Consider the following 17,494-nt stretch of genomic DNA (forward strand, 5'->3'; position numbering starts at 1 on the left):
GACGATCCTGCAACCTCCACCGGGGTGGAGGTCAATCTCAGGACACGGATTCCAGCCGCAGCTCTCGCGCCAGCACGGCGGCCTCACCGCGCGAGCTGACCTCCAGCTTCCCAAGGATCTTCCGCACGTGGAACTTCACCGTGTGCTCGGTCAGCGCCAGCTCGTCGGCGATCTGCCGGTTCCGCTTCCCGCGCGCGATCCCGGCGAGGACTTCGAGTTCACGCGGGTTCAGCCGGTCCAGCGGGCGCAGTTCCGGCGTTTCCTGCACGCCCAGCGGCAGGACGGCGGTGATCGTGGCGCCCCAGTCCGGGACGGCGTCGACCTCCCAGCGGCCGCCGAGCGGGGTGATCCGCTCGCTGAGGCCGGTGGCGGGCACGGCGCGGGCGACGTCCGGGCCGTCGTCGCGCACGGTGACCCGGAGGTTCTGCCCGTCGATCCGCCAGGACGCCCGGACCCGGGTGCTGCCCCGCTCCAGCGCGGCAAGCACCAGGCCGCGCGAGACCGTGCGGGCGGTGTGCGCGATGTCCTGCGGGAGCGGCCGGTCGTCGTCGGGTCCGGCGAGGTCGACGGTCACGTCGTTGTGGCGCACCAAGGGATCCAGCTGCGCGACGAGGATGCCGAACGCCTTCGTGGCCGGTTCCGCCGAGAGCTCCTGGTCGCGGTCGGCGATCGAACGCAGTTCGACCAGCGCGGCCGCGGCGAGGTCGGTCGCGGTCTGCCGGGCGGCGGAGTCGCCGAGCTTGCGGGACCGCAGCACCGAAAGCAGCGACGTCAGGGTGGTGGCGTGCGTCTGCCCCAGATCGGTGATCGCCCGCGCCCGCGCGGTCGCCGCCGCGATGTTGCTCTCCAGGACGGCGGGCTCGGGGTCGGTGGCGCGCTGGGCGGCGTTCACGCTGACGATGTCCCACAGCTTGGCGACGATCTCCAGCGCGCCGTCCGCGGGCTCGTCCTCGGTGGGGACGAGCGCGATCATCGCGCCCTTGCCGATCACCGGCGCCGAGGTCAGGACGACGAGCTTCCGGCGCTTACCGCCGAGCGTCTCTTCGGCCACTACGGCCCGGCCCGGGACGCCGAGGGCGGCGAGCCGCTGAAGCTCGGCGCTCGTGACCGCGCCGGTGATCTCCGAATCGCCATTGACCTTGATGGGCAGGCGGGAGCAGTCACCGGTCTCCATGGCGGCGGCGCGATGCGGCAGGACGGCCGCGGCCGTCGCCGAGAAACGCGGCAGGAGTTCGGGGCGCGGAGCGGCGAGCATGTACTCGACCTGGCTCAGCACTTGCAGCGGATCCATGAGTCCACAGTAGGCGCGTCCCGGCTCGGGGACGCTGCTCGCCTGGCTAGTGAACACTGCTCGTCCGACTGGTTCGGGCGTGCCCCGGGCGCCGGTTGACTGATCGCAGCGAAGAAAAATCCGAACAGGAGTGAACATGCGAGCGATCACCATCACCCAGTACGGCGAACCCGACGTCCTGCGTCTCGCCGAGGCCCCGCTGCCGGAACCCGGCCCGGGCCAGGTGCGGGTGGCGGTCAAGGCGGCCGGCGTCAACCCGATCGACTGGAAGATCCGGTCCGGCGCGATGGCCGAGGTCCGTCCCGTCGACTTCCCGCACATCCTCGGCCTGGAACTGGCGGGCGTGGCGGACGCGGTGGGCGAAGGCGCCGGATTCGCTGTCGGGGACGAGGTCTTCGGCTGGTCGGACACCGGCACGTACGCGGAGTACGCGCTGGCGACCAAGGTCATCCGCAAACCCGCCGGGCTTTCGTGGTCCGAAGCCGCCGCGCTGCCCATCGCCGGGGAAACCGCGTTGCGCGTGCTCGGCGAACTCGAGGTCAAGCCGGGCGAGACCGTGGTGATCCACGGCGCGAGCGGCCAGGTCGGCCGGATCGCGACGCAGGCCGCCGTCGCGCTGGGCGCCACGGTCATCGGGCTCGCCGGGGCTTCGTCGCTGGACGAGGTGAAGGCGCTGGGCGCGGTGCCGGTCCAGTACGGCGACGGCTGGGTTTCGCGGGTCCGCTCGGCGGCTCCGGACGGCGTCGACGCGGTGTTCGACGCCGCCGGTTTCGGCGTCCTGGGTGATTCCGTCGAGCTGCTCGGCTCGCCCGACCGGCTGATCACCATCGCGGACCCGGCGGCCTACGCGCAGGGACTGAAGTTCTCGGCGGGCGGCTCGGAAACCCAAGCGGTTCTCGAGGATCTCGTGGCGCGGGGGCTGAAGCTGAAGCTCGGGTCCGCGTACGCGCTCGCCGATGCCGCCTCGGCGCACCGGGAAAGCGTGACGGGTCATGCGGGCGGGAAGATCACGCTGGTCTTCGAGTGATCCTGTAGCGCTTGGCCACCGGCGGCCGCAATGAACGGTCCTTTCCTTGCGAAATTTGCAAGGAAAGGACCGTTCCTAGCGCGCGAGGGGTGCTGAGCGGGACTTTCGCGACCGGGTCGCGAGTGCGGCCGATCGGTACAAAGCCACAGCCGCCACCGCGGTCGCACAACCCGTGGCGGATGTCATGAAAGGGTCGTTCAGGACGGAAAACGTCCTGAACGACCCTTTCATGACACATCCGGGGCTACTGCGAGACCGCCTTGGGAGCGGAGGGCGCCGAAGGAGCGGCCGGAGCGGGAGCGACGACCGGAGCGCGGCGGCGCCGCTGAGCCGGGATCTGCACCCGCCCGAGGGCGGCCTGCACCGCGGATTCCGCCAGCGCGGCCAGTTCCCGCCGGTCCGAAGCGCGGCCCGGCGCGATCTCCGGGCACACGTGCACCTCCAGCACCAGACCGCGCAGAGCCGCGACCCGCCGCAGCGAAGCGATGAGCGACTCCGGCCCGATGAACGCCGGCTGCGTCGTCTCCCGCCCGTCGGCGAGCCGGAACCGCAACGCGAGCGGCCGCACCGGGACACCGCCGTCGATCGCGGCCTGGAAGGTCGCCGGGCGGAACCGGCCGGAGCCGAGACCGCACCACGTGGTGCCTTCCGGTGTCACGCTGACGAGTGATCCGCCGCGCATCGCGTCGGCGAGTTCGTCCATCGTCGCGGGGAGGCTCCGCAGGTTCTCCCGGTCGAGGAAGATGCTGCCGCCGCGGCGCACCAGCAGGCCGAGCACCGGCCAGGTGCCGACCTCCTTCTTCGCGAGCGCCCGCATCGGCTGGACGGCGTTGATCGCGATGATGTCCAGCCACGAGATGTGGTTGTTCACCACGAGCGCGCCACGGCCGGGAACGGCGCGGAAACGCTCGTCGCCGAGCACGCGCAGCTTCACCCCGAACGAGCGAAGGATCCCCGCGAAAAGCAGGCGCACCAACCGCTCCCGGGGCTTGCCGCGCAGCACGAGCACCAGCGGCGCGCTCAGGAAGGCACCGAAGATGACGCCGACCGCGGCGGTGAACCGCAGGACCCGTCGCGGGAACGCCACCTTCGGCGCTCCTTCGGTCAGGCAGCCGTCGCCACACGGCGACTTCGGCATCCAGGCGTGGCTCATCCCTGCACTCCCAGGAAGAACTTGAGATACCGCTCGTCGACGTTGTGCAGATCCAGCAGGACGAAGAAGTCCGCGACACCGAAATCGGCGTCGAGCGCGGGCGGGCCGTAGATTTTCGCGCCGAGACGCGTGTAGCCCTTGATGAGCGGCGGGAGGATCGCGCGGGCGGGCCGCTCGACGCCTTCGGTCCGCCACGGGTTCAGCGGTGTCACCCGAAGGGATTCATCCGCGTAGTGCTTGGTACGCAGGACGTCCCAGACACCCGCCGCGTAGCCCCCGCCGTCGGTCAGCGGCACGGACGCGCAGCCCGCGAGATAGCGGTGCCCCGCCAGCAGCATGTAGCGCCCGATCCCCGCCCACACGAGGCTCACCACGGCGCCGCTGCGGTGATCGGGATGCACGCACGAACGGCCCGTCTCGACCAGCGAAGATCGCAGCGAATCGAGCGCGGTGAGATCGAATTCGCTGTCGGAGTACAGCTTTCCCGCCTGCGCGGCCCGATCGGGCGGCAACATCCGGTAGGTGCCCACGATCTCGCCGGTGTTGTCGTCCCGTACCACGAGGTGATCGCAGAACTCGTCGAAGTAGTCGACGTCGAGGCCGGGCTCGCGCGAATTGAGCGTCGCGCCCATTTCCTCGGCGAACACCTGATGGCGGAGGCGTTGTGCGGCGACCACTTCGTCGTTTCCGTTCGCCACGAGCAGGGAGTAACGCGGCGCATCGGCCGGGAGTTCGACACCCGCCTGGTCAGTACTGACGAGGAGCTGTGACGTCGTCATAATCCAGGTCTACCCCTCAGGGGGTACCAACGACAATGCGCCCGATGGCCGATTAGTGCACGTTCAGTTAATTGCGGGTTCTCAGGCTTCTCTCAGGATGGAAGATCACTTCCGGGTAACAGAAAAGGGGCCGCCCGGGAAATAAATCCCGGACGGCCCCCGCGAAACGTGGGACTCAGCCCTTGCGCTTCTGGACCTCTTCGGTCAGCTGCGGCGCGACGTTGAACAGGTCGCCCACCACACCGAAGTCGGCGATCTCGAAGATCGGCGCCTCGGCGTCCTTGTTGACCGCGATGATGGTCTTCGAGGTCTGCATACCGGCCCGGTGCTGGATCGCGCCGGAGATGCCCAGCGCGATGTACAGCTGCGGCGAGACCGTCTTACCGGTCTGTCCGACCTGGAACTGCGCCGGGTAGTAGCCCGAGTCGACGGCGGCGCGGGAAGCACCGACGGCGGCACCGAGCGAGTCGGCGAGCGCCTCGACGACGTCGAACTTGTCGGCCGAGCCGACACCGCGGCCACCGGAGACGACGACCGAGGCCTCGGTCAGCTCCGGCCGGTCGCCGCCGACGATCGGCTCGACGCCGGTGATCCTGGCGGACTTCGCCGGGTCACCCGCGGGGACCTCGACGGTCTCCTCGGCGGCCGCACCCTCGGCCGGGGCCGCCTCGACCGCGCCCGGGCGGACCGAGATGACCGGGACGCCCTTGGTGGACTTGGACTTCACGGAGAACGCGCCACCGAAGATGGACTGGTCGACGCTGCCGTCGCCGTTCACGCCGACGGCGTCGTACAGCAGACCGGAGCCGAGGCGGACCGCGACACGAGCGGACACCTCCTTGCCCTCGGCGCTGGCCGCGACGAGCACGGCGGCCGGGGAGGTCCGCTGGGCGAGCGCGGCGAGGACGTCCACCTTCGGGGTGACCAGGAAGCCGGTGGCGTCGTCGCCCTCGGCGACGTACACCTTGGCGGCGCCGTGCGCGGCGAGGGCTTCCTTCGCCTTGGCGGCGGTGCCGGTCGGGCCGACGACGACCGCGGACGGCTCACCCAGTTCACGAGCGGCGGTCAGCAGCTCGAGCGTGACCTTCTTGACTTCACCGTCGACGTGGTCGACGAGGACGAGTACTTCAGCCATTTCCCTATTCCTCCTCGAAACCTGTCTCAGATGAGCTTCTGCGCGACCAGGTAGGCGGCCACCTTGCTGCCGCCGTCACCCTCGTCCTCGACGCGCTCACCGGCGGTGCGCGGCGGCTTCGGGGAGGCTTCGAGCACGGACGACCACGCGTTGCCGAGGCCGACCTCGGCCGCGTCGACGCCCAGGTCCGCGACGGTCAGCGTCTCGACCGGCTTCTTCTTGGCGGCCATGATGCCCTTGAAGGAGGGGTAGCGCGGCTCGTTGATCTTCTCGCCGACGCTCACCACCGCGGGCAGGTTCGCCTCGAGGTGCGTGACGCCGTCCTCGGTGTAGCGGTCGGCCTTGATCGAGGCGCCGTCGACGGTCAGCTCGTTCACGTGGGTCAGCTGCGGCAGGCCGAGCAGCTCGGCGATGATCGCCGGCACGGCGCCACCGCGGCCGTCGGAGGCCTCGTTACCGGTGATGACCAGGTCGAAGCCTTCGACCTTCGAGATCGCGGCGGCCAGCACCTTGGCGGTGGCGATCGCGTCGGAACCGTGAAGAGCCTCGTCGGAGACGTGGATGGCCTTGTCGGCACCCATGGACAGCGCCTTGCGGATCGCGTCGGTCGCCCGGTCGGGACCCACCGAGACGACGGTGACCTCGCCCTCGCCGGCTTCCTTGATCTTCAGCGCTTCTTCGACGGCCTTCTCGTTGATCTCGTCGAGCACGGCGTCGGCGGATTCGCGGTCAAGAGTGTTGTCGGCACCGGAGAGCTTCCGCTCCGAGTAGGTGTCCGGTACCTGCTTGACCAGGACAACGATGTTCGTCATGGGTCTACTTCGACCTCCCGTTAGTGGCCGGCGTCGGCCACGGGGCAACAGCTCTACTGGCCGGTAGATTAGGGCCATTTCAGCGCCGCGGCCCGCCGAGGTGACCTCATTCACCTGGATGCACGTTTTAGTGGGACCATCGTCCAGGTAATTCACCCGGAAGTGAGTGTAACCGGCCGACTAACCCGAACGGCCGTATTCCGGGGTACTCGCGGAAGTGGTGAAGAGATAACCTGCCCCACCATGCGTTCCATGCCCGGCCCTGTCGCCGTGATCACGGACTCGACCGCCTGTCTTCCCGCCCCCGTCACCGAGCGCTGGGGGATCGGCGTCGTTCAGGTCCAACTGCAGGTCGGAGAGCAGTTCGACGAGGAGAACCGCTACGACCGCGAGGAAATCATCGGCCATCTGCGGGCAGGGACGCCGGTGAAGACGGCGCCTCCCGAGGTCGCCGCGTTCTTCTGGGCGTTCCAGGACGCCGCGAGCAAGGGCGCCTCCGCGATCGTCAGCGTCCACATCTCGGGACGGATGTCGGAGACGGTGAACGCCGCCCGCGAGGCCGCCCAGCAGGTGAACATCCCGGTGCACGTCCTCGACAGCGGGACCACCGGGATGAGCCTCGGTTTCGCGGCGACCTCGGCGGCCAAGGTCGCCGCCGCCGGCGGGCAGGCCACCCGGGTCATCGACGCGGCCGAACGCCGCTTCCGCGGCAGCCGGGAGATCCTCTACGTCGACACGCTGGAGTTCCTGCGCCGCGGCGGCCGGATCGGGGCCGCGCAGGCGTTCCTCGGCTCCGCGTTCTCGATCAAACCCCTGCTGACGCTGAAGAACGGCGAGGTCGCCCCGCTGACCCGGGTGCCGGGCCAGCGGCGGGCGCTCAACAAACTCGTCGACCTCGCGGTGGAATGCGCGGGCGACCGGGAGGTCGAGGTCGCCATCACGCGGTTCGGACCGGACGAACGCGACTTGGAGATCGGCGGGCGGCTGCGGGCGCGGCTGCCGCATATGGTCGACAGCACCCTGGTGGACGCCAGCATGATCCTCGGCGCCCACCTCGGCCCCGGCGCCATCGGCATCACGGTGTCGCCGGTGTAGTCCGCTTCGAGGGGATCAGTACCAGCACCAGCGGGAGCACGGCGCCCAGCGCCGTCGTCACGACGATCAGCACCTGGTCCACCGGCTCGAAATGCGAGACGTGGCCAAGGTGGTAGAGGAAGTGCGGCAGTCCGAACAGGAAGGTCGCGAGCGCGGCGAGCCTGGCCACGGCGGTCGTCCCGATCACGGCGGCGCCGATCAGGATCGCGGCGAGCGCCAGGTTGAGGCCGCCGAAGTCGCGGATCAGGTGTTCGTTGAAGGGGCCGTCCATCGCCACCCAGCCGGTGCGGATGCCCGGGAAGTCCCGGTAGAAGCCGTCCGGGCTGAACAGCGGCCACAGCCCGACGGGCAGTTCGATGAGGCCGAAGACGACGAGCAGTACTCGGGTGATTGTCCGTTGCATACCTCCTGGACTGCGCAGCGCCGCGAAACGTGACACGCGGGCCGAAGTGACCGGCCGGTAGGGTCGCGGCGTGACCACCCCAGCCACCAGGGCCGAAGCGCTGCACCTCACCGGTGAACGCACCGTGCCGGGCATCGCCGAGGAGAACTACTGGTTCCGGCGCCACGAGGCCGCGTATCAACAGCTCCTGCCGCTGTGCGAAGGCAAGACGGTGCTGGAGGCCGGCTGCGGCGAGGGCTACGGCGCCGGGCTCATCGCCACCGTCGCCGAACGGGTGCTCGCCCTCGACTACGACGTCCCCACCACCGAGCACGTCGCCCGCCGCTACCCCGGTATCGGCGTGGCCAGGGCGAACCTGGTGTTCCTGCCGCTGCGGGACGCCTCGGTCGAGGTCGTCGCCAACTTCCAGGTGATCGAGCACCTCTGGGATCAGGGTGCCTTCCTCGCCGAATGCCGCCGCGTGCTCGCCCCCGGCGGACGGCTGATCGTCACCACGCCCAACCGGCTGACCTTCACCCCGGACAGCGACACCCCGCTCAACCCGTTCCACACCAGGGAGCTCGCACCGTCCGAATTGGACGAACTGCTGCGCGACGCCGGTTTCGGGATCGAGACGCTGCACGGGCTCCACCACGGCGAGGGCGTCGGGAGGCTCGACGCCAAGTACGGCGGCTCGATCATCGACGCCCAGCTCGACGTCGTCATGGGGCAGCTGCCCGGGCAGGCGACCTGGCCCGCGGAGCTGCTGGCCGACGTCGAAGGCATCCGGGCCGCGGACTTCGCGATCCATGGCGACGACCTCGACGCCAGTCTCGATCTGGTCGCCGTGGCGGTGCGCCGATGAGCGAGTACGAGGGCACGTTCTGCCTCGTCGTGCACAGCCATCTGCCGTGGCTGCCGCACCACGGGACCTGGCCGGTCGGCGAAGAATGGCTCTACCAGGCGTGGGCGCATTCCTATCTGCCGATGGTCGATCTCCTGCGCCGCTTCGCCGACGAAGGCCGCGAAGACGTCCTCACCCTCGGGATGACGCCGATCCTCGCCGCTCAGCTCGACGACCCGTACTGCATCGACGCCTTCCACGACTGGCTCGGTCACTGGCAGCTGCGCTCCTGGCACGCGTCGACGCTGTGGCGCGGCGATCCGCTGCTGCGCGACCTCGCCGCGAGCGAGTACCGGACCGCGCTCAAGGCGTCGGAAGAACTCGAAACCCGCTGGCGGCACGGCTTCTCACCGATTCTTCGGTCCTTTGTGGACAACGGGACGATCGAACTGCTCGGCGGTCCACTGGCGCATCCGTTCCAGCCGCTGCTCGATCCGGCGGTCCGCGACTTCATGTTGCGCGGCGGCCTTGCCGACACCGCGCTGCGGATCGGACGGCGCCCCGAAGGTATTTGGGCGCCCGAATGCGGCTACGCGCCCGGCATGGAAGCCGGGTACGCCGCCGCGGGCGTGCGGCGGTTCATGGTCGACGGGCCCTCCCTGCACGGCGACACCTCGGCGGCGCGGACCGTCGGCGATTCCGACGTCGTCTGCTTCGGCCGCGACCTCGAAGTCACATACCGCGTCTGGTCGCCGAAGGCCGGATATCCCGGCCACGCCGCCTATCGCGACTTCCACACCTGGGCGCACGAAGTCGGCCTCAAACCCTCGCGGGTGACCGGCAAGACCGTCGAGCCGCCGGACAAGGCGCCGTACGACCCGGCGATGGCGACGGCCACTCTCGGCGGCCACGTCAAGGACTTCGTCGACACCGTCGTCGCCCGGCTGCGTTCGCTCAAGGCCGAGCACGGCCGCGAATCGCTCGTCGTCGCCGCGTACGACACGGAACTGTTCGGGCACTGGTGGCACGAGGGCCCGGCCTGGCTCGAAGGCGTCCTGCGCGCGCTGCCCGAGGCGGGCGTCCGTGTCACGACGCTCAAGGGCGCGCTCGAAGCCGGTCACCTCGGCGGAAAGGTCGATCTCCCGGCGTCGTCGTGGGGCTCGGGCAAGGACTGGCGGGTCTGGGACGGCGAGCAGGTCGCCGACATGGTGCGGGACAACACCGCGTTGCAGGACCGGATGCTCGACCTCGTCACCGGAATGGACACGACGACCCGCGACGCCGTGCGCGACCAAGCGGTCGCCGAGGCGATGCTGGCGCTTTCGAGCGACTGGGCGTTCATGGTCACCAAGGATTCCGCCGCCGACTACGCGCGGCGGCGGGCGAAAGTGCACACCGAACGGTTCGACACGCTCGCCGGGCTGATCCGGGAGGGCGCTCTCGACCGCGCCAGGGAGACCGCGGCCGCGTTCCGGCGCGACGACGGTCCGTTCGGCCACGTCGACGCGCGTGATCTGCTGAGGAAATGACGAAAGGGGCACCATGGGGATCCACGACATCCCGCTGAAGACGCTCGCGGGCGAGGACACGACGCTCGGCGCGCTCGAAGGCAAGACGCTGCTGGTGGTGAACGTGGCGTCGAAATGCGGCCTGACGCCGCAGTACACCGGGCTGGAGAAGCTGCAGGAACGCTACGCGGACAAGGGTTTCTCCGTCGTCGGGTTCCCGTGCAACCAGTTCGCGGGCCAGGAACCGGGCACCGCCGAGGAGATCCAGACCTTCTGCTCGACGACGTACGGCGTTTCGTTCCCGCTGTTCGAAAAGCTGGACGTGAACGGCGAAGGCCGTCACCCCCTCTACGGCGAACTGACCAAGGCGGCCGACGCGGAGGGCGCCGCCGGCGACGTCCAATGGAACTTCGAGAAGTTCCTCGTCGCCCCGTCCGGCGAGGTGGTGGGACGATTCCGCCCGCGCACCGAACCCGAGGACGAGACGATCACCAAGGCGATCGACGCCGCGATCGGCGGCTGAATCACGTTTCCGCCGACAACGGGCGGCTCGTCGGAATAATCCGATGGGCCGCCCGTTTCACTTTCCACAAAAAAAGGGAACAAAGTCCCTAAAAATGCCCGCCCATTTCACCTCATGATCGGTGGATCAATCACAAACCCTTGTGCCACATGGGAAATCCAGGAAATCTGGTCTACCCGATTGCACTATGGCGCCACCGTGGGCACGGTAGAAGAATCGGTCGTCGGGCTCCCTGCAATCGATCCGAATCACGGGAAGTGTGGCCGACATGATCGAAAACAATATGATCCCGGATGAATTCCTCTCACTGGCGAGCGTACAGGCGGCCGAACAGGACGCGCTGCTCGACCGGCAAAACGTCGTTGGTGTCGCGCTCGGCACCAAATGGTCGGAAGGGAGGGACACCGGCGAGAAGGCGATCACGGTCCTGGTCGACACCAAGCTGCCGCAGGAAATGCTGCGCGAGGACGACCTCGTCCCCGCGTCGGTGGGCGGGGTGTCCACCGATGTCCAGGAAGTCGGCGTGCTGCAGGCGGGCCGCAGCATCGCCCCGCCGAAGGCGAACGGCGCCTCCGCGTTGCTGGACGAGACCTTGGCGCCGCCGCTGAGCCGCCCCGACGAACTCGCCCGTGAACAGGTCGGCCCGTTCACGCTGGCCAAGCGGTTCCGCCCGGCGTTCGGCGGGGTGAGCGTCGGCCACTTCAAGATCACCGCCGGCACCTACGGAACCGCGGTCTACGACGCCACGGCGCTTCCCGGCAAACCGCCCAGGTACTACATCCTCAGCAACAACCACGTGCTCGCGAACTCCAACGCCGCCGCCATCGGCGACCCGATCCTGCAACCCGGCCCGTTCGACGGCGGGGTCGTCCCCGCCGACGTCATCGCCAGGCTGAGCCGGTTCGTGCCGATCAAGTTCATCCAGCCGGGCCAGCCGGTGCCGTTGAACTTCGTCGACGCAGCGATCGCCGAAGGCCAGTTCCACGACCTCGACCGGCGGATCTTCTGGGTCGGCAATCTCAAGGGCACCAACGTCGCGCCCGCGGTCGGCACGATCGTGCAGAAGACCGGCCGGACGACGAACTGGACGACCGGGCGGATCACGAACATCAACGCCACGGTCGACGTCAACTACGGCGGCGGCCGGGTGGCACGGTTCGCGCAGCAGCTGCTGACCACCGACATGTCGGCAGGCGGAGACTCCGGCAGCCTCGTGGCGGACCTGAACGAGAACGCCGTCGGCCTGCTGTTCGCGGGTTCGCCGGTGGTCACCGTGATCAACCGGATCGTGCTGGTCGAGGCCTCGCTCGGGATCAAGGTGCACCCGTAGTGGCCGACGACGTGTCCGGTCCGGACGTCGACGCCGCCCTCGCCACGGCGTCGCGGTGGCTCGACGACGTCCCCGGAGTGGTCGGGGTCGGACAGGGCGAGGCCGAGGGGGCACCCACGATCGACGTGTGGATGACCCCCGGTCACGACTCCGGGCAGCTGCCTTCTCAGCTGCTCGGAGTGCCCGTCCGGGTGCGTGATCCGGGCGGTCCGGTGGAGGCTCAGCCGGACTGACCCGTCTCGATGACCGCCCGATTGCGGGTCGCGACGGTCTCCGCGTCCGCCTTCATCACCCGCCGGTCGTAAGTGAGCAGGCCGTTGACCTCGTTCTCGACGTCGGTGGTCTGCGTGTAGATCGCGCCGGAAAGGCCGGTTCCGGCGACGATCCGTTCGAGGTGTTCGCTGACTTCGGCATAGCGCTCGGTCAACCGTGCCGAGGTCGGCGTCATCTCGTAGGCCTGCGGTTCCCCCGGCCAGCGATGTCCGTCGACGACCAGGCCGAGCCCGCCGTACTCACCGTCGACGATCACCCTGTGGTCCTTCACCGCGGGACTCCCCGGCCCGACGTAGGTGTGGTCGTCGTAGACCTCACCCGCACCGGTGTCCGGCCGGGAGAAACAGCAGTTGACCCCGCTGTTCGCGACGACCTGCCTGGTCGGGTCGAGGTCCTTCACCAGTTTCGCGATCCGCGCGGTGTCGAATTCTCCCCAGCCCTCGTTGAACGGCACCCAGCCGACGATCGAGGTCACCCCGCGCAGCTGCTCGATCATCTCGGTCAGCTCGGCTTCGAACCGCGCCCGCGCCTCCGGAACCGGGTCGGGCGCCGTCCCGGGCGGACCGTCGAAGGAGACGGTGAGCGACGGCATGTCCTGCCAGACGAGCAGACCCAGCCTGTCCGCCCAGTGATACCAGCGTTCCGGCTCGACCTTGACGTGCTTGCGGACGAAGTTGAAGCCGAGTTCCTTGGTCTTCTCCAGATCGAAGCGCAGTGCCTCGTCGGTGGGCGCGGTGTGGATCCCGTCGGGCCAGTAACCCTGGTCGAGCGGGCCGTGGAGGAAGGTGATCCGGCCGTTGAGCGCGATCCGGGGCCTGCCCTGGGCATCGGCGACCGTCCCGATCGTGCGGAGCCCGGTGTAGGACTCGACGACGTCGAGCGGGTTGCCGCTCTCATCGAGCAGACGGACCTGGACGTCGTAGAGATAAGGGTCGTCCGGCGTCCACAGGCGCGGCGAAGGCACCTCCGCGCGCAACTGCCGTCCTGCCTCCCCTTCGACACGTGTCACCTCCGCGCCGTCCGGCTCGCTGACGATCACCTCCACCCGGGCGCCGCCTGTGACCTTGGGCACAACCGTCACCCCGTCGAGATCCGGGGTCAGCAGGAGATCCCGGACGTGCTCGGACGGCACCGGCTCCAGCCAGACGGTCTGCCAGATGCCGGAGGCGGCGGTGTAGAAGATCCCCTTCGGGTCGTTCCGCTGTTTGCCGACGGGATGCGTCGCGGCGTCGGTCCGATCCGTCGCGCGGACGGTGAGTTCCTGCGAGCCCGACGGGCGCAGGACGTCGGTGATGTCCGCACTGAAGGCCGTGTACCCGCCTTCGTGGACGGCCACCTCCTGGTTGTTGACCCGGACCGACGCGGACTGGTCGACGGCGCCGAAATGGAGCAGCACCCGCTGACCGTCCCATTCGGCCGGAACGTGGAAAACCTTGCGGTACCAAAGGGTTTCGTCCCGCCGTCCGATACCGGAAAGCGCCGACTCCGGCGGGAACGGCACCAGGATCCGCTCGCCGTACCCGTTCCGGCCGGGCGCGCCGCTGCCCGCGTACTCCCAGACGCCGTTGAGGTTCAGCCAGCGTTCGCGGACCAGCCGGGGACGCGGGTACTCGGGCAGCGCGTTGCCGGGCCCGACTTGCGCGGACCACGGTGTCGAGAGCACTGGTTCGACGGTCTTGAAGGCCGGTCCGGCCACGTTCACCGAGGAGGTCATCGACCCGATGGTGGCAAAGATCGCCGCCCCTGTCGCCCTCGATCGGCTTCACCCGCGGCGGCGATCGCCCCGTCCCGGTGCCGACCGACTCACGAGTAACCTCCACCCATGCGCGTGCTGATGTTGTCGTGGGAGTACCCACCCGTGGTCGTCGGCGGACTCGCACGGCACGTCCACGCCCTGGCCCGGCATCTCGCCAGGCAGGGGCACGACGTCGTCGTCCTGTGCCGTCACACGGCGGGCACCGACGCCGAGACCCATCCGAGGACCGATCGTGTGGTCGAGGGCGTCCGGATCATCCGGGTCGCCGAAGACCCGATGCACGTGACCTTCGAACGGGACCTCGTCGCGTGGACGCTGGCCATGGGGCACGCGATGGTCCGCGCCGCCACCGACCTGCTGCGTACGTGGCAGCCGGACGTCGTGCACGCGCACGACTGGCTGGTCACCCATCCCGCGATCGCGATCGCGGAGGCCGCGCGGGTGCCGCTGGTGGGCACGATCCACGCCACCGAGGCCGGACGGCACTCCGGCTGGCTCTCGCATCCGCTGAACCAGCAGGTGCACTCCGTCGAGTGGTGGCTTGCGAACCGCTCGGACGCACTGATCACCTGTTCGCAGGCCATGCGCCGCGAGGTGGCGCATCTGTTCGAGGTCGACGGCGGTGCCGTCACCGTGATCCACAACGGCATCGAGGAGCGCACCTGGCAGGTGCCGGCGGAAGAGGTCGCGCACGCGCGCGAGACCTACAGCCCCTCCGGCGCGCCGCTGCTGCTCTACTTCGGACGGCTCGAATGGGAGAAGGGCGTGCAGGACCTGCTCGCCGCGCTCCCCCGGATCCGCCGCGCCAAACCGGGGACGCGGCTGGTCGTCGCCGGCAAGGGCAGACATCTGGAGGAACTGGTCGACCAGGCCCGCAAGCTGCGGGTCCGGCGCGCGGTGGACTTCGTCGGGCATCTGTCCGACCGGGAACTGCGCGCCGTACTGGCCGCGGCCGACGCCGTCGTGCTGCCCAGCCGGTACGAACCGTTCGGGATCGTCGCGCTGGAAGCCGCCGCCGCGAAGGCGCCACTGGTGGCTTCGACCGCCGGCGGGCTCGGCGAGGTCGTCGTCGACGGCGAGACCGGCTTGGCGTTCAGCCCCGGCGACGTCGACGCCCTCGGAGACGCCGTCGAGGCGGTACTGGACGACGAGGTCGCCGCGGCCCGCCGGGCGCTGACCGCGCAGTCGCGGCTGGCCGCGGACTTCGACTGGGGGCGGATCGCCGAGGCGACCGTCGCGGTCTACCGGCGGGCTCGTGCCGGGGAGCCGGTGGAACTGGGGCGGCCGAAGATCGCGACGGGTAACGCCTTCGAGCCGTGAGTCTCCGCGCCCAGGCGTGAAAGCGGCTTTCGCGACCGGATCGGGTGATCATCGAAATGCGCCGTCCCCCCGGCCTGTCTTACGTTGGTGCCCGACGTGAGGGGGGCTCGATGACCACGACCGCCGAGGTCGGCAGGCCGGACGTCACCCCTCCGGTGCTGAGCCGCAAGCGCCGGAACGCGGTGTTCGGAGCGGTCATGCTCGGGATGCTGCTCGCGGCGCTCGACCAGACCATCGTGGGGACCGCGCTGCCGACGATCGTCGGTGACCTCGGCGGGGCCGGGCATCTGTCGTGGGTGATCACGTCGTACCTGCTCGCCGAGACGATCATGACCGTCGTCGTCGGGAAGCTCGGCGACCTGTTCGGCCGCAAGCTGATGTTCCAGCTGTCGGTGATCGTGTTCACGGTGGGCTCGTTCTTCTGCGGGTTCGCCGACGACATGATCTGGCTCATCGTGGCCCGCGCGGTACAGGGTCTGGGCGCGGGCGGTCTGATGGTCACCGCGACCGCGCTCGTGGCCGACGTCGTGCCCCTGCGCGAGCGGGGCAAGTACCAGGGTGTGCTGGGTTCGGTCTTCGGCGTCGTCACGGTGCTCGGCCCGATGCTGGGCGGATTGTTCGTGGACCATCTGTCGTGGCGGTGGGCCTTCTACGTCAACGTCCCGATCGCGGTCGTCGTGCTGATCGTGGCGGCGAGCGCGATGCCGAGCGTGAAGGCCGCCGCGAGGCCGGTGATCGACTATCTCGGCATCCTGCTGATCGGGCTCGCCGCGACCGGCCTGACCCTGGTCACGAGCTGGGGAGGCACGCAGTACGCGTGGGATTCGCCGACGATCATCGGGATGTCGGTCGGCTCGGTGATCCTGCTGGTGCTGTTCGTCTTCGCGGAGAAGCGCGCGAAGGAACCGACCCTGCCGATGCGGCTGTTCCGGAATCCCGTGTTCACCGTTTCGGCGATCCTGAGCTTCGTCGTCGGCTTCGCGATGCTCGGCGCCTTGTCGTACCTGCCGACGTATCTGCAATACGTTCACGGCATTTCGGCGACCAGCTCGGGCGTGCGGATGCTGCCCATGGTGATCGCGCTGCTGGTGGCAGGCATCGTCGCGGGCAACATCGTCGGAAAGACGGGGCGGTACAAGATCTTCCCGATCGCGGGCGGGGCCGGGCTGACGCTCGGCCTGTACCTGCTCTCGCGTCTGACCCCGACGAGCGGGTTCTGGGAGATGTCGCTCTACTTCGCCGTCCTCGGCCTGGGAATCGGCTTGAGCATGCAGGTACTGGTCATCGTCGTGCAGAACACCGCCGACTACCGCGATCTGGGCGTGGCGACCTCCGGTGTGACGTTCCTCCGATCCTTGGGTTCCTCTTTCGGGGCGGCCATCTTCGGCACGATCTACGCCAACCAGCTGGCGCCGAACATGGCCGCGGCGGTCGCGGAACATCCACTGCCACCCGGAATCGACCCACGGGCCGTGCAGGTCCCGAACGCGCTCCACGCGTTGCCGGATTCCGTGTCGGCACCCTACGTGCAGGCGTACAGCGACTCCCTGCACACGGTTTTCCTTTACGCCGCACCGGTCGGGCTCGTGGCACTGGTGCTGGCCTTCTTCCTCAAGGAGGTGCCGCTGCGGGACACCTCGCGAGCGGCCGCGCCGGACCTCGGCGAGGGTTTCGCGATGCCGGAGTCGGGCAACGGGGACCAGGATCTGGAGCGCGCCGTCGGCCGATTGCTGGCACGCGACGGAAAAGCGGCCTCCGCGGGGGTCCTCGCGAAGTCCGGTTGCGAACTCGATACCGGCGGACTGTGGTGCCTGGGGCAGGTCCGGCTACGGGAACGCCGTGACAAACCCACGTCCCTGAAGGTGATCGGCGATCGCTACGGCATTCCGCCCGAGGTGTTCGAAGCCGCCTTCGCCCGCTTGGCGTTCACCGGGCACCTGGTCTACAAGTCCGGGCAGTGGGCCACCACTGAAGCGGGGCGAGCGGAACTCGAAAAGCTCATCCGGGCGTGGAAGGCCTGGCTGGCCGAACGGCTGCGGGACTGGGGCCTGGAAGGACACGACGAACTCGACGAGGCACTCGGCCGGGTCGCGAACCGCATCCTGGACCAGGCCGCCGAGGACCGGCCGAGCGGGAAACACGCCGCCGCCGTCTAGGCCCAGATCGGCAGCCGGCACGGCGGGCGTGAGGGCGAAGGGGAATCCGGGACGTCGGGGAACCCGGATCCCCCTTCACGAGCGTCGGGGGTCGCGAGGGGCGCGACCCC

16 protein-coding genes are annotated in these 17,494 nt (G+C 69.3%); 9 read left to right on the plus strand and 7 right to left on the minus strand.

What is annotated here, in order from left to right; all coding sequences use genetic code 11:
• Positions 1 to 37 precede the first annotated feature (37 nt).
• Positions 38 to 1,291 (minus strand): LuxR C-terminal-related transcriptional regulator, encoded by a 1,254-nt coding sequence (locus ACIBTM_RS00655; protein ID WP_395874178.1) that lies wholly within the window; start codon positions 1,289 to 1,291, stop codon positions 38 to 40.
• 136 nt (positions 1,292 to 1,427) lie between these two features.
• On the opposite strand from ACIBTM_RS00655, the gene ACIBTM_RS00660 reads away from it, so the two are divergent.
• Entirely contained in the window at positions 1,428 to 2,318 is an 891-nt protein-coding gene (locus ACIBTM_RS00660; RefSeq protein WP_395874180.1) for an NADP-dependent oxidoreductase, read from the plus strand.
• 244 nt (positions 2,319 to 2,562) lie between these two features.
• Here the strand turns inward: ACIBTM_RS00660 and ACIBTM_RS00665 are convergent, their stop codons facing one another.
• From ACIBTM_RS00665 to ACIBTM_RS00680, 4 genes are all read right to left on the minus strand, one after another.
• Positions 2,563 to 3,471 carry a lysophospholipid acyltransferase family protein gene (locus tag ACIBTM_RS00665; RefSeq protein WP_395874182.1) on the minus strand — a complete coding sequence of 303 codons (909 nt, stop codon included), beginning with the start codon at positions 3,469 to 3,471 and terminating at the stop codon, positions 2,563 to 2,565.
• Positions 3,468 to 4,250: a GNAT family N-acetyltransferase gene (locus ACIBTM_RS00670; protein WP_395874184.1), complete on the minus strand. Its 783-nt coding sequence runs from the start codon at positions 4,248 to 4,250 to the stop codon at positions 3,468 to 3,470. Before ACIBTM_RS00670 ends, ACIBTM_RS00665 begins: the two co-directional genes overlap by 4 nt.
• 175 nt (positions 4,251 to 4,425) lie before the next feature.
• The gene (locus ACIBTM_RS00675; RefSeq protein ID WP_395874186.1) at positions 4,426 to 5,385 is read right to left on the minus strand and encodes an electron transfer flavoprotein subunit alpha/FixB family protein; all 960 of its coding nucleotides are present in this window, start codon (positions 5,383 to 5,385) and stop codon (positions 4,426 to 4,428) included.
• Positions 5,386 to 5,411: 26 nt separating this feature from the next.
• Positions 5,412 to 6,197, minus strand: a complete 786-nt coding sequence (locus tag ACIBTM_RS00680) for an electron transfer flavoprotein subunit beta/FixA family protein (RefSeq protein ID WP_395874188.1) — start codon at positions 6,195 to 6,197, stop codon at positions 5,412 to 5,414.
• Positions 6,198 to 6,440: 243 nt separating this feature from the next.
• On the opposite strand from ACIBTM_RS00680, the gene ACIBTM_RS00685 reads away from it, so the two are divergent.
• Positions 6,441 to 7,292, plus strand: coding sequence for a DegV family protein (locus ACIBTM_RS00685; RefSeq protein WP_395874190.1), 852 nt, complete (start codon positions 6,441 to 6,443; stop codon positions 7,290 to 7,292).
• Here ACIBTM_RS00685 and ACIBTM_RS00690 read toward each other — a convergent pair.
• The gene (locus ACIBTM_RS00690; RefSeq protein WP_395874192.1) at positions 7,273 to 7,695 is read right to left on the minus strand and encodes a hypothetical protein; all 423 of its coding nucleotides are present in this window, start codon (positions 7,693 to 7,695) and stop codon (positions 7,273 to 7,275) included. The two genes, ACIBTM_RS00685 and ACIBTM_RS00690, sit on opposite strands and share 20 nt — an antisense overlap.
• Before the next feature lie 70 nt (positions 7,696 to 7,765).
• On the opposite strand from ACIBTM_RS00690, the gene ACIBTM_RS00695 reads away from it, so the two are divergent.
• From ACIBTM_RS00695 to ACIBTM_RS00715, 5 genes are all read left to right on the plus strand, one after another.
• Complete coding sequence (locus ACIBTM_RS00695; RefSeq protein WP_395874194.1) at positions 7,766 to 8,539, plus strand: class I SAM-dependent methyltransferase; 774 nt, start codon at positions 7,766 to 7,768, stop codon at positions 8,537 to 8,539.
• Positions 8,536 to 10,047: a 1,4-alpha-glucan branching protein domain-containing protein gene (locus ACIBTM_RS00700; RefSeq protein WP_395874196.1), complete on the plus strand. Its 1,512-nt coding sequence runs from the start codon at positions 8,536 to 8,538 to the stop codon at positions 10,045 to 10,047. Before ACIBTM_RS00695 ends, ACIBTM_RS00700 begins: the two co-directional genes overlap by 4 nt.
• 13 nt (positions 10,048 to 10,060) lie before the next feature.
• Positions 10,061 to 10,549, plus strand: a complete 489-nt coding sequence (locus ACIBTM_RS00705; protein WP_395874198.1) for a glutathione peroxidase — start codon at positions 10,061 to 10,063, stop codon at positions 10,547 to 10,549.
• A gap of 268 nt (positions 10,550 to 10,817) precedes the next feature.
• On the plus strand, positions 10,818 to 11,879 hold the full coding sequence (locus ACIBTM_RS00710; protein WP_395874200.1) for a serine protease: 1,062 nt from the start codon (positions 10,818 to 10,820) through the stop codon (positions 11,877 to 11,879).
• Positions 11,879 to 12,112, plus strand: a complete 234-nt coding sequence (locus tag ACIBTM_RS00715; protein ID WP_395874202.1) for a hypothetical protein — start codon at positions 11,879 to 11,881, stop codon at positions 12,110 to 12,112. The genes ACIBTM_RS00710 and ACIBTM_RS00715 overlap by 1 nt, the downstream gene beginning before the upstream one ends.
• On the opposite strand, the gene ACIBTM_RS00720 is transcribed toward ACIBTM_RS00715, so the two are convergent.
• On the minus strand, positions 12,100 to 13,866 hold the full coding sequence (locus tag ACIBTM_RS00720) for a glycoside hydrolase family 2 protein (protein ID WP_395874204.1): 1,767 nt from the start codon (positions 13,864 to 13,866) through the stop codon (positions 12,100 to 12,102). The two genes, ACIBTM_RS00715 and ACIBTM_RS00720, sit on opposite strands and share 13 nt — an antisense overlap.
• Positions 13,867 to 13,974: 108 nt before the next feature.
• Here ACIBTM_RS00720 and ACIBTM_RS00725 point away from each other — a divergent pair, with 108 nt between their 5' ends.
• The gene (locus ACIBTM_RS00725; RefSeq protein WP_395874206.1) at positions 13,975 to 15,228 is read left to right on the plus strand and encodes a glycosyltransferase family 4 protein; all 1,254 of its coding nucleotides are present in this window, start codon (positions 13,975 to 13,977) and stop codon (positions 15,226 to 15,228) included.
• 110 nt (positions 15,229 to 15,338) lie between these two features.
• Positions 15,339 to 17,384 carry an MDR family MFS transporter gene (locus tag ACIBTM_RS00730; protein WP_395874208.1) on the plus strand — a complete coding sequence of 682 codons (2,046 nt, stop codon included), beginning with the start codon at positions 15,339 to 15,341 and terminating at the stop codon, positions 17,382 to 17,384.
• The last annotated feature ends 110 nt before the right edge of the window (positions 17,385 to 17,494 follow it).

Origin of the sequence: Amycolatopsis sp. NPDC049868, from assembly GCF_044461365.1 — a bacterium.
Lineage (GTDB): Bacteria > Actinomycetota > Actinomycetes > Mycobacteriales > Pseudonocardiaceae > Amycolatopsis.

Coding starts and splice junctions, on each gene's coding strand:
- ACIBTM_RS00655 (WP_395874178.1), bottom strand. CDS start 1,291: ATGGATCCGCTGCAAGTGCTGAGCCAGGTCGAGTACATGCTCGCCGCT.
- ACIBTM_RS00705 (WP_395874198.1), top strand. CDS start 10,061: ATGGGGATCCACGACATCCCGCTGAAGACGCTCGCGGGCGAGGACACG.
- ACIBTM_RS00730 (WP_395874208.1), top strand. CDS start 15,339: ATGACCACGACCGCCGAGGTCGGCAGGCCGGACGTCACCCCTCCGGTG.
- ACIBTM_RS00665 (WP_395874182.1), bottom strand. CDS start 3,471: ATGAGCCACGCCTGGATGCCGAAGTCGCCGTGTGGCGACGGCTGCCTG.
- ACIBTM_RS00685 (WP_395874190.1), top strand. CDS start 6,441: ATGCGTTCCATGCCCGGCCCTGTCGCCGTGATCACGGACTCGACCGCC.
- ACIBTM_RS00670 (WP_395874184.1), bottom strand. CDS start 4,250: ATGACGACGTCACAGCTCCTCGTCAGTACTGACCAGGCGGGTGTCGAA.
- ACIBTM_RS00710 (WP_395874200.1), top strand. CDS start 10,818: ATGATCGAAAACAATATGATCCCGGATGAATTCCTCTCACTGGCGAGC.
- ACIBTM_RS00660 (WP_395874180.1), top strand. CDS start 1,428: ATGCGAGCGATCACCATCACCCAGTACGGCGAACCCGACGTCCTGCGT.
- ACIBTM_RS00690 (WP_395874192.1), bottom strand. CDS start 7,695: ATGCAACGGACAATCACCCGAGTACTGCTCGTCGTCTTCGGCCTCATC.
- ACIBTM_RS00675 (WP_395874186.1), bottom strand. CDS start 5,385: ATGGCTGAAGTACTCGTCCTCGTCGACCACGTCGACGGTGAAGTCAAG.
- ACIBTM_RS00720 (WP_395874204.1), bottom strand. CDS start 13,866: ATGACCTCCTCGGTGAACGTGGCCGGACCGGCCTTCAAGACCGTCGAA.
- ACIBTM_RS00680 (WP_395874188.1), bottom strand. CDS start 6,197: ATGACGAACATCGTTGTCCTGGTCAAGCAGGTACCGGACACCTACTCG.
- ACIBTM_RS00725 (WP_395874206.1), top strand. CDS start 13,975: ATGCGCGTGCTGATGTTGTCGTGGGAGTACCCACCCGTGGTCGTCGGC.
- ACIBTM_RS00700 (WP_395874196.1), top strand. CDS start 8,536: ATGAGCGAGTACGAGGGCACGTTCTGCCTCGTCGTGCACAGCCATCTG.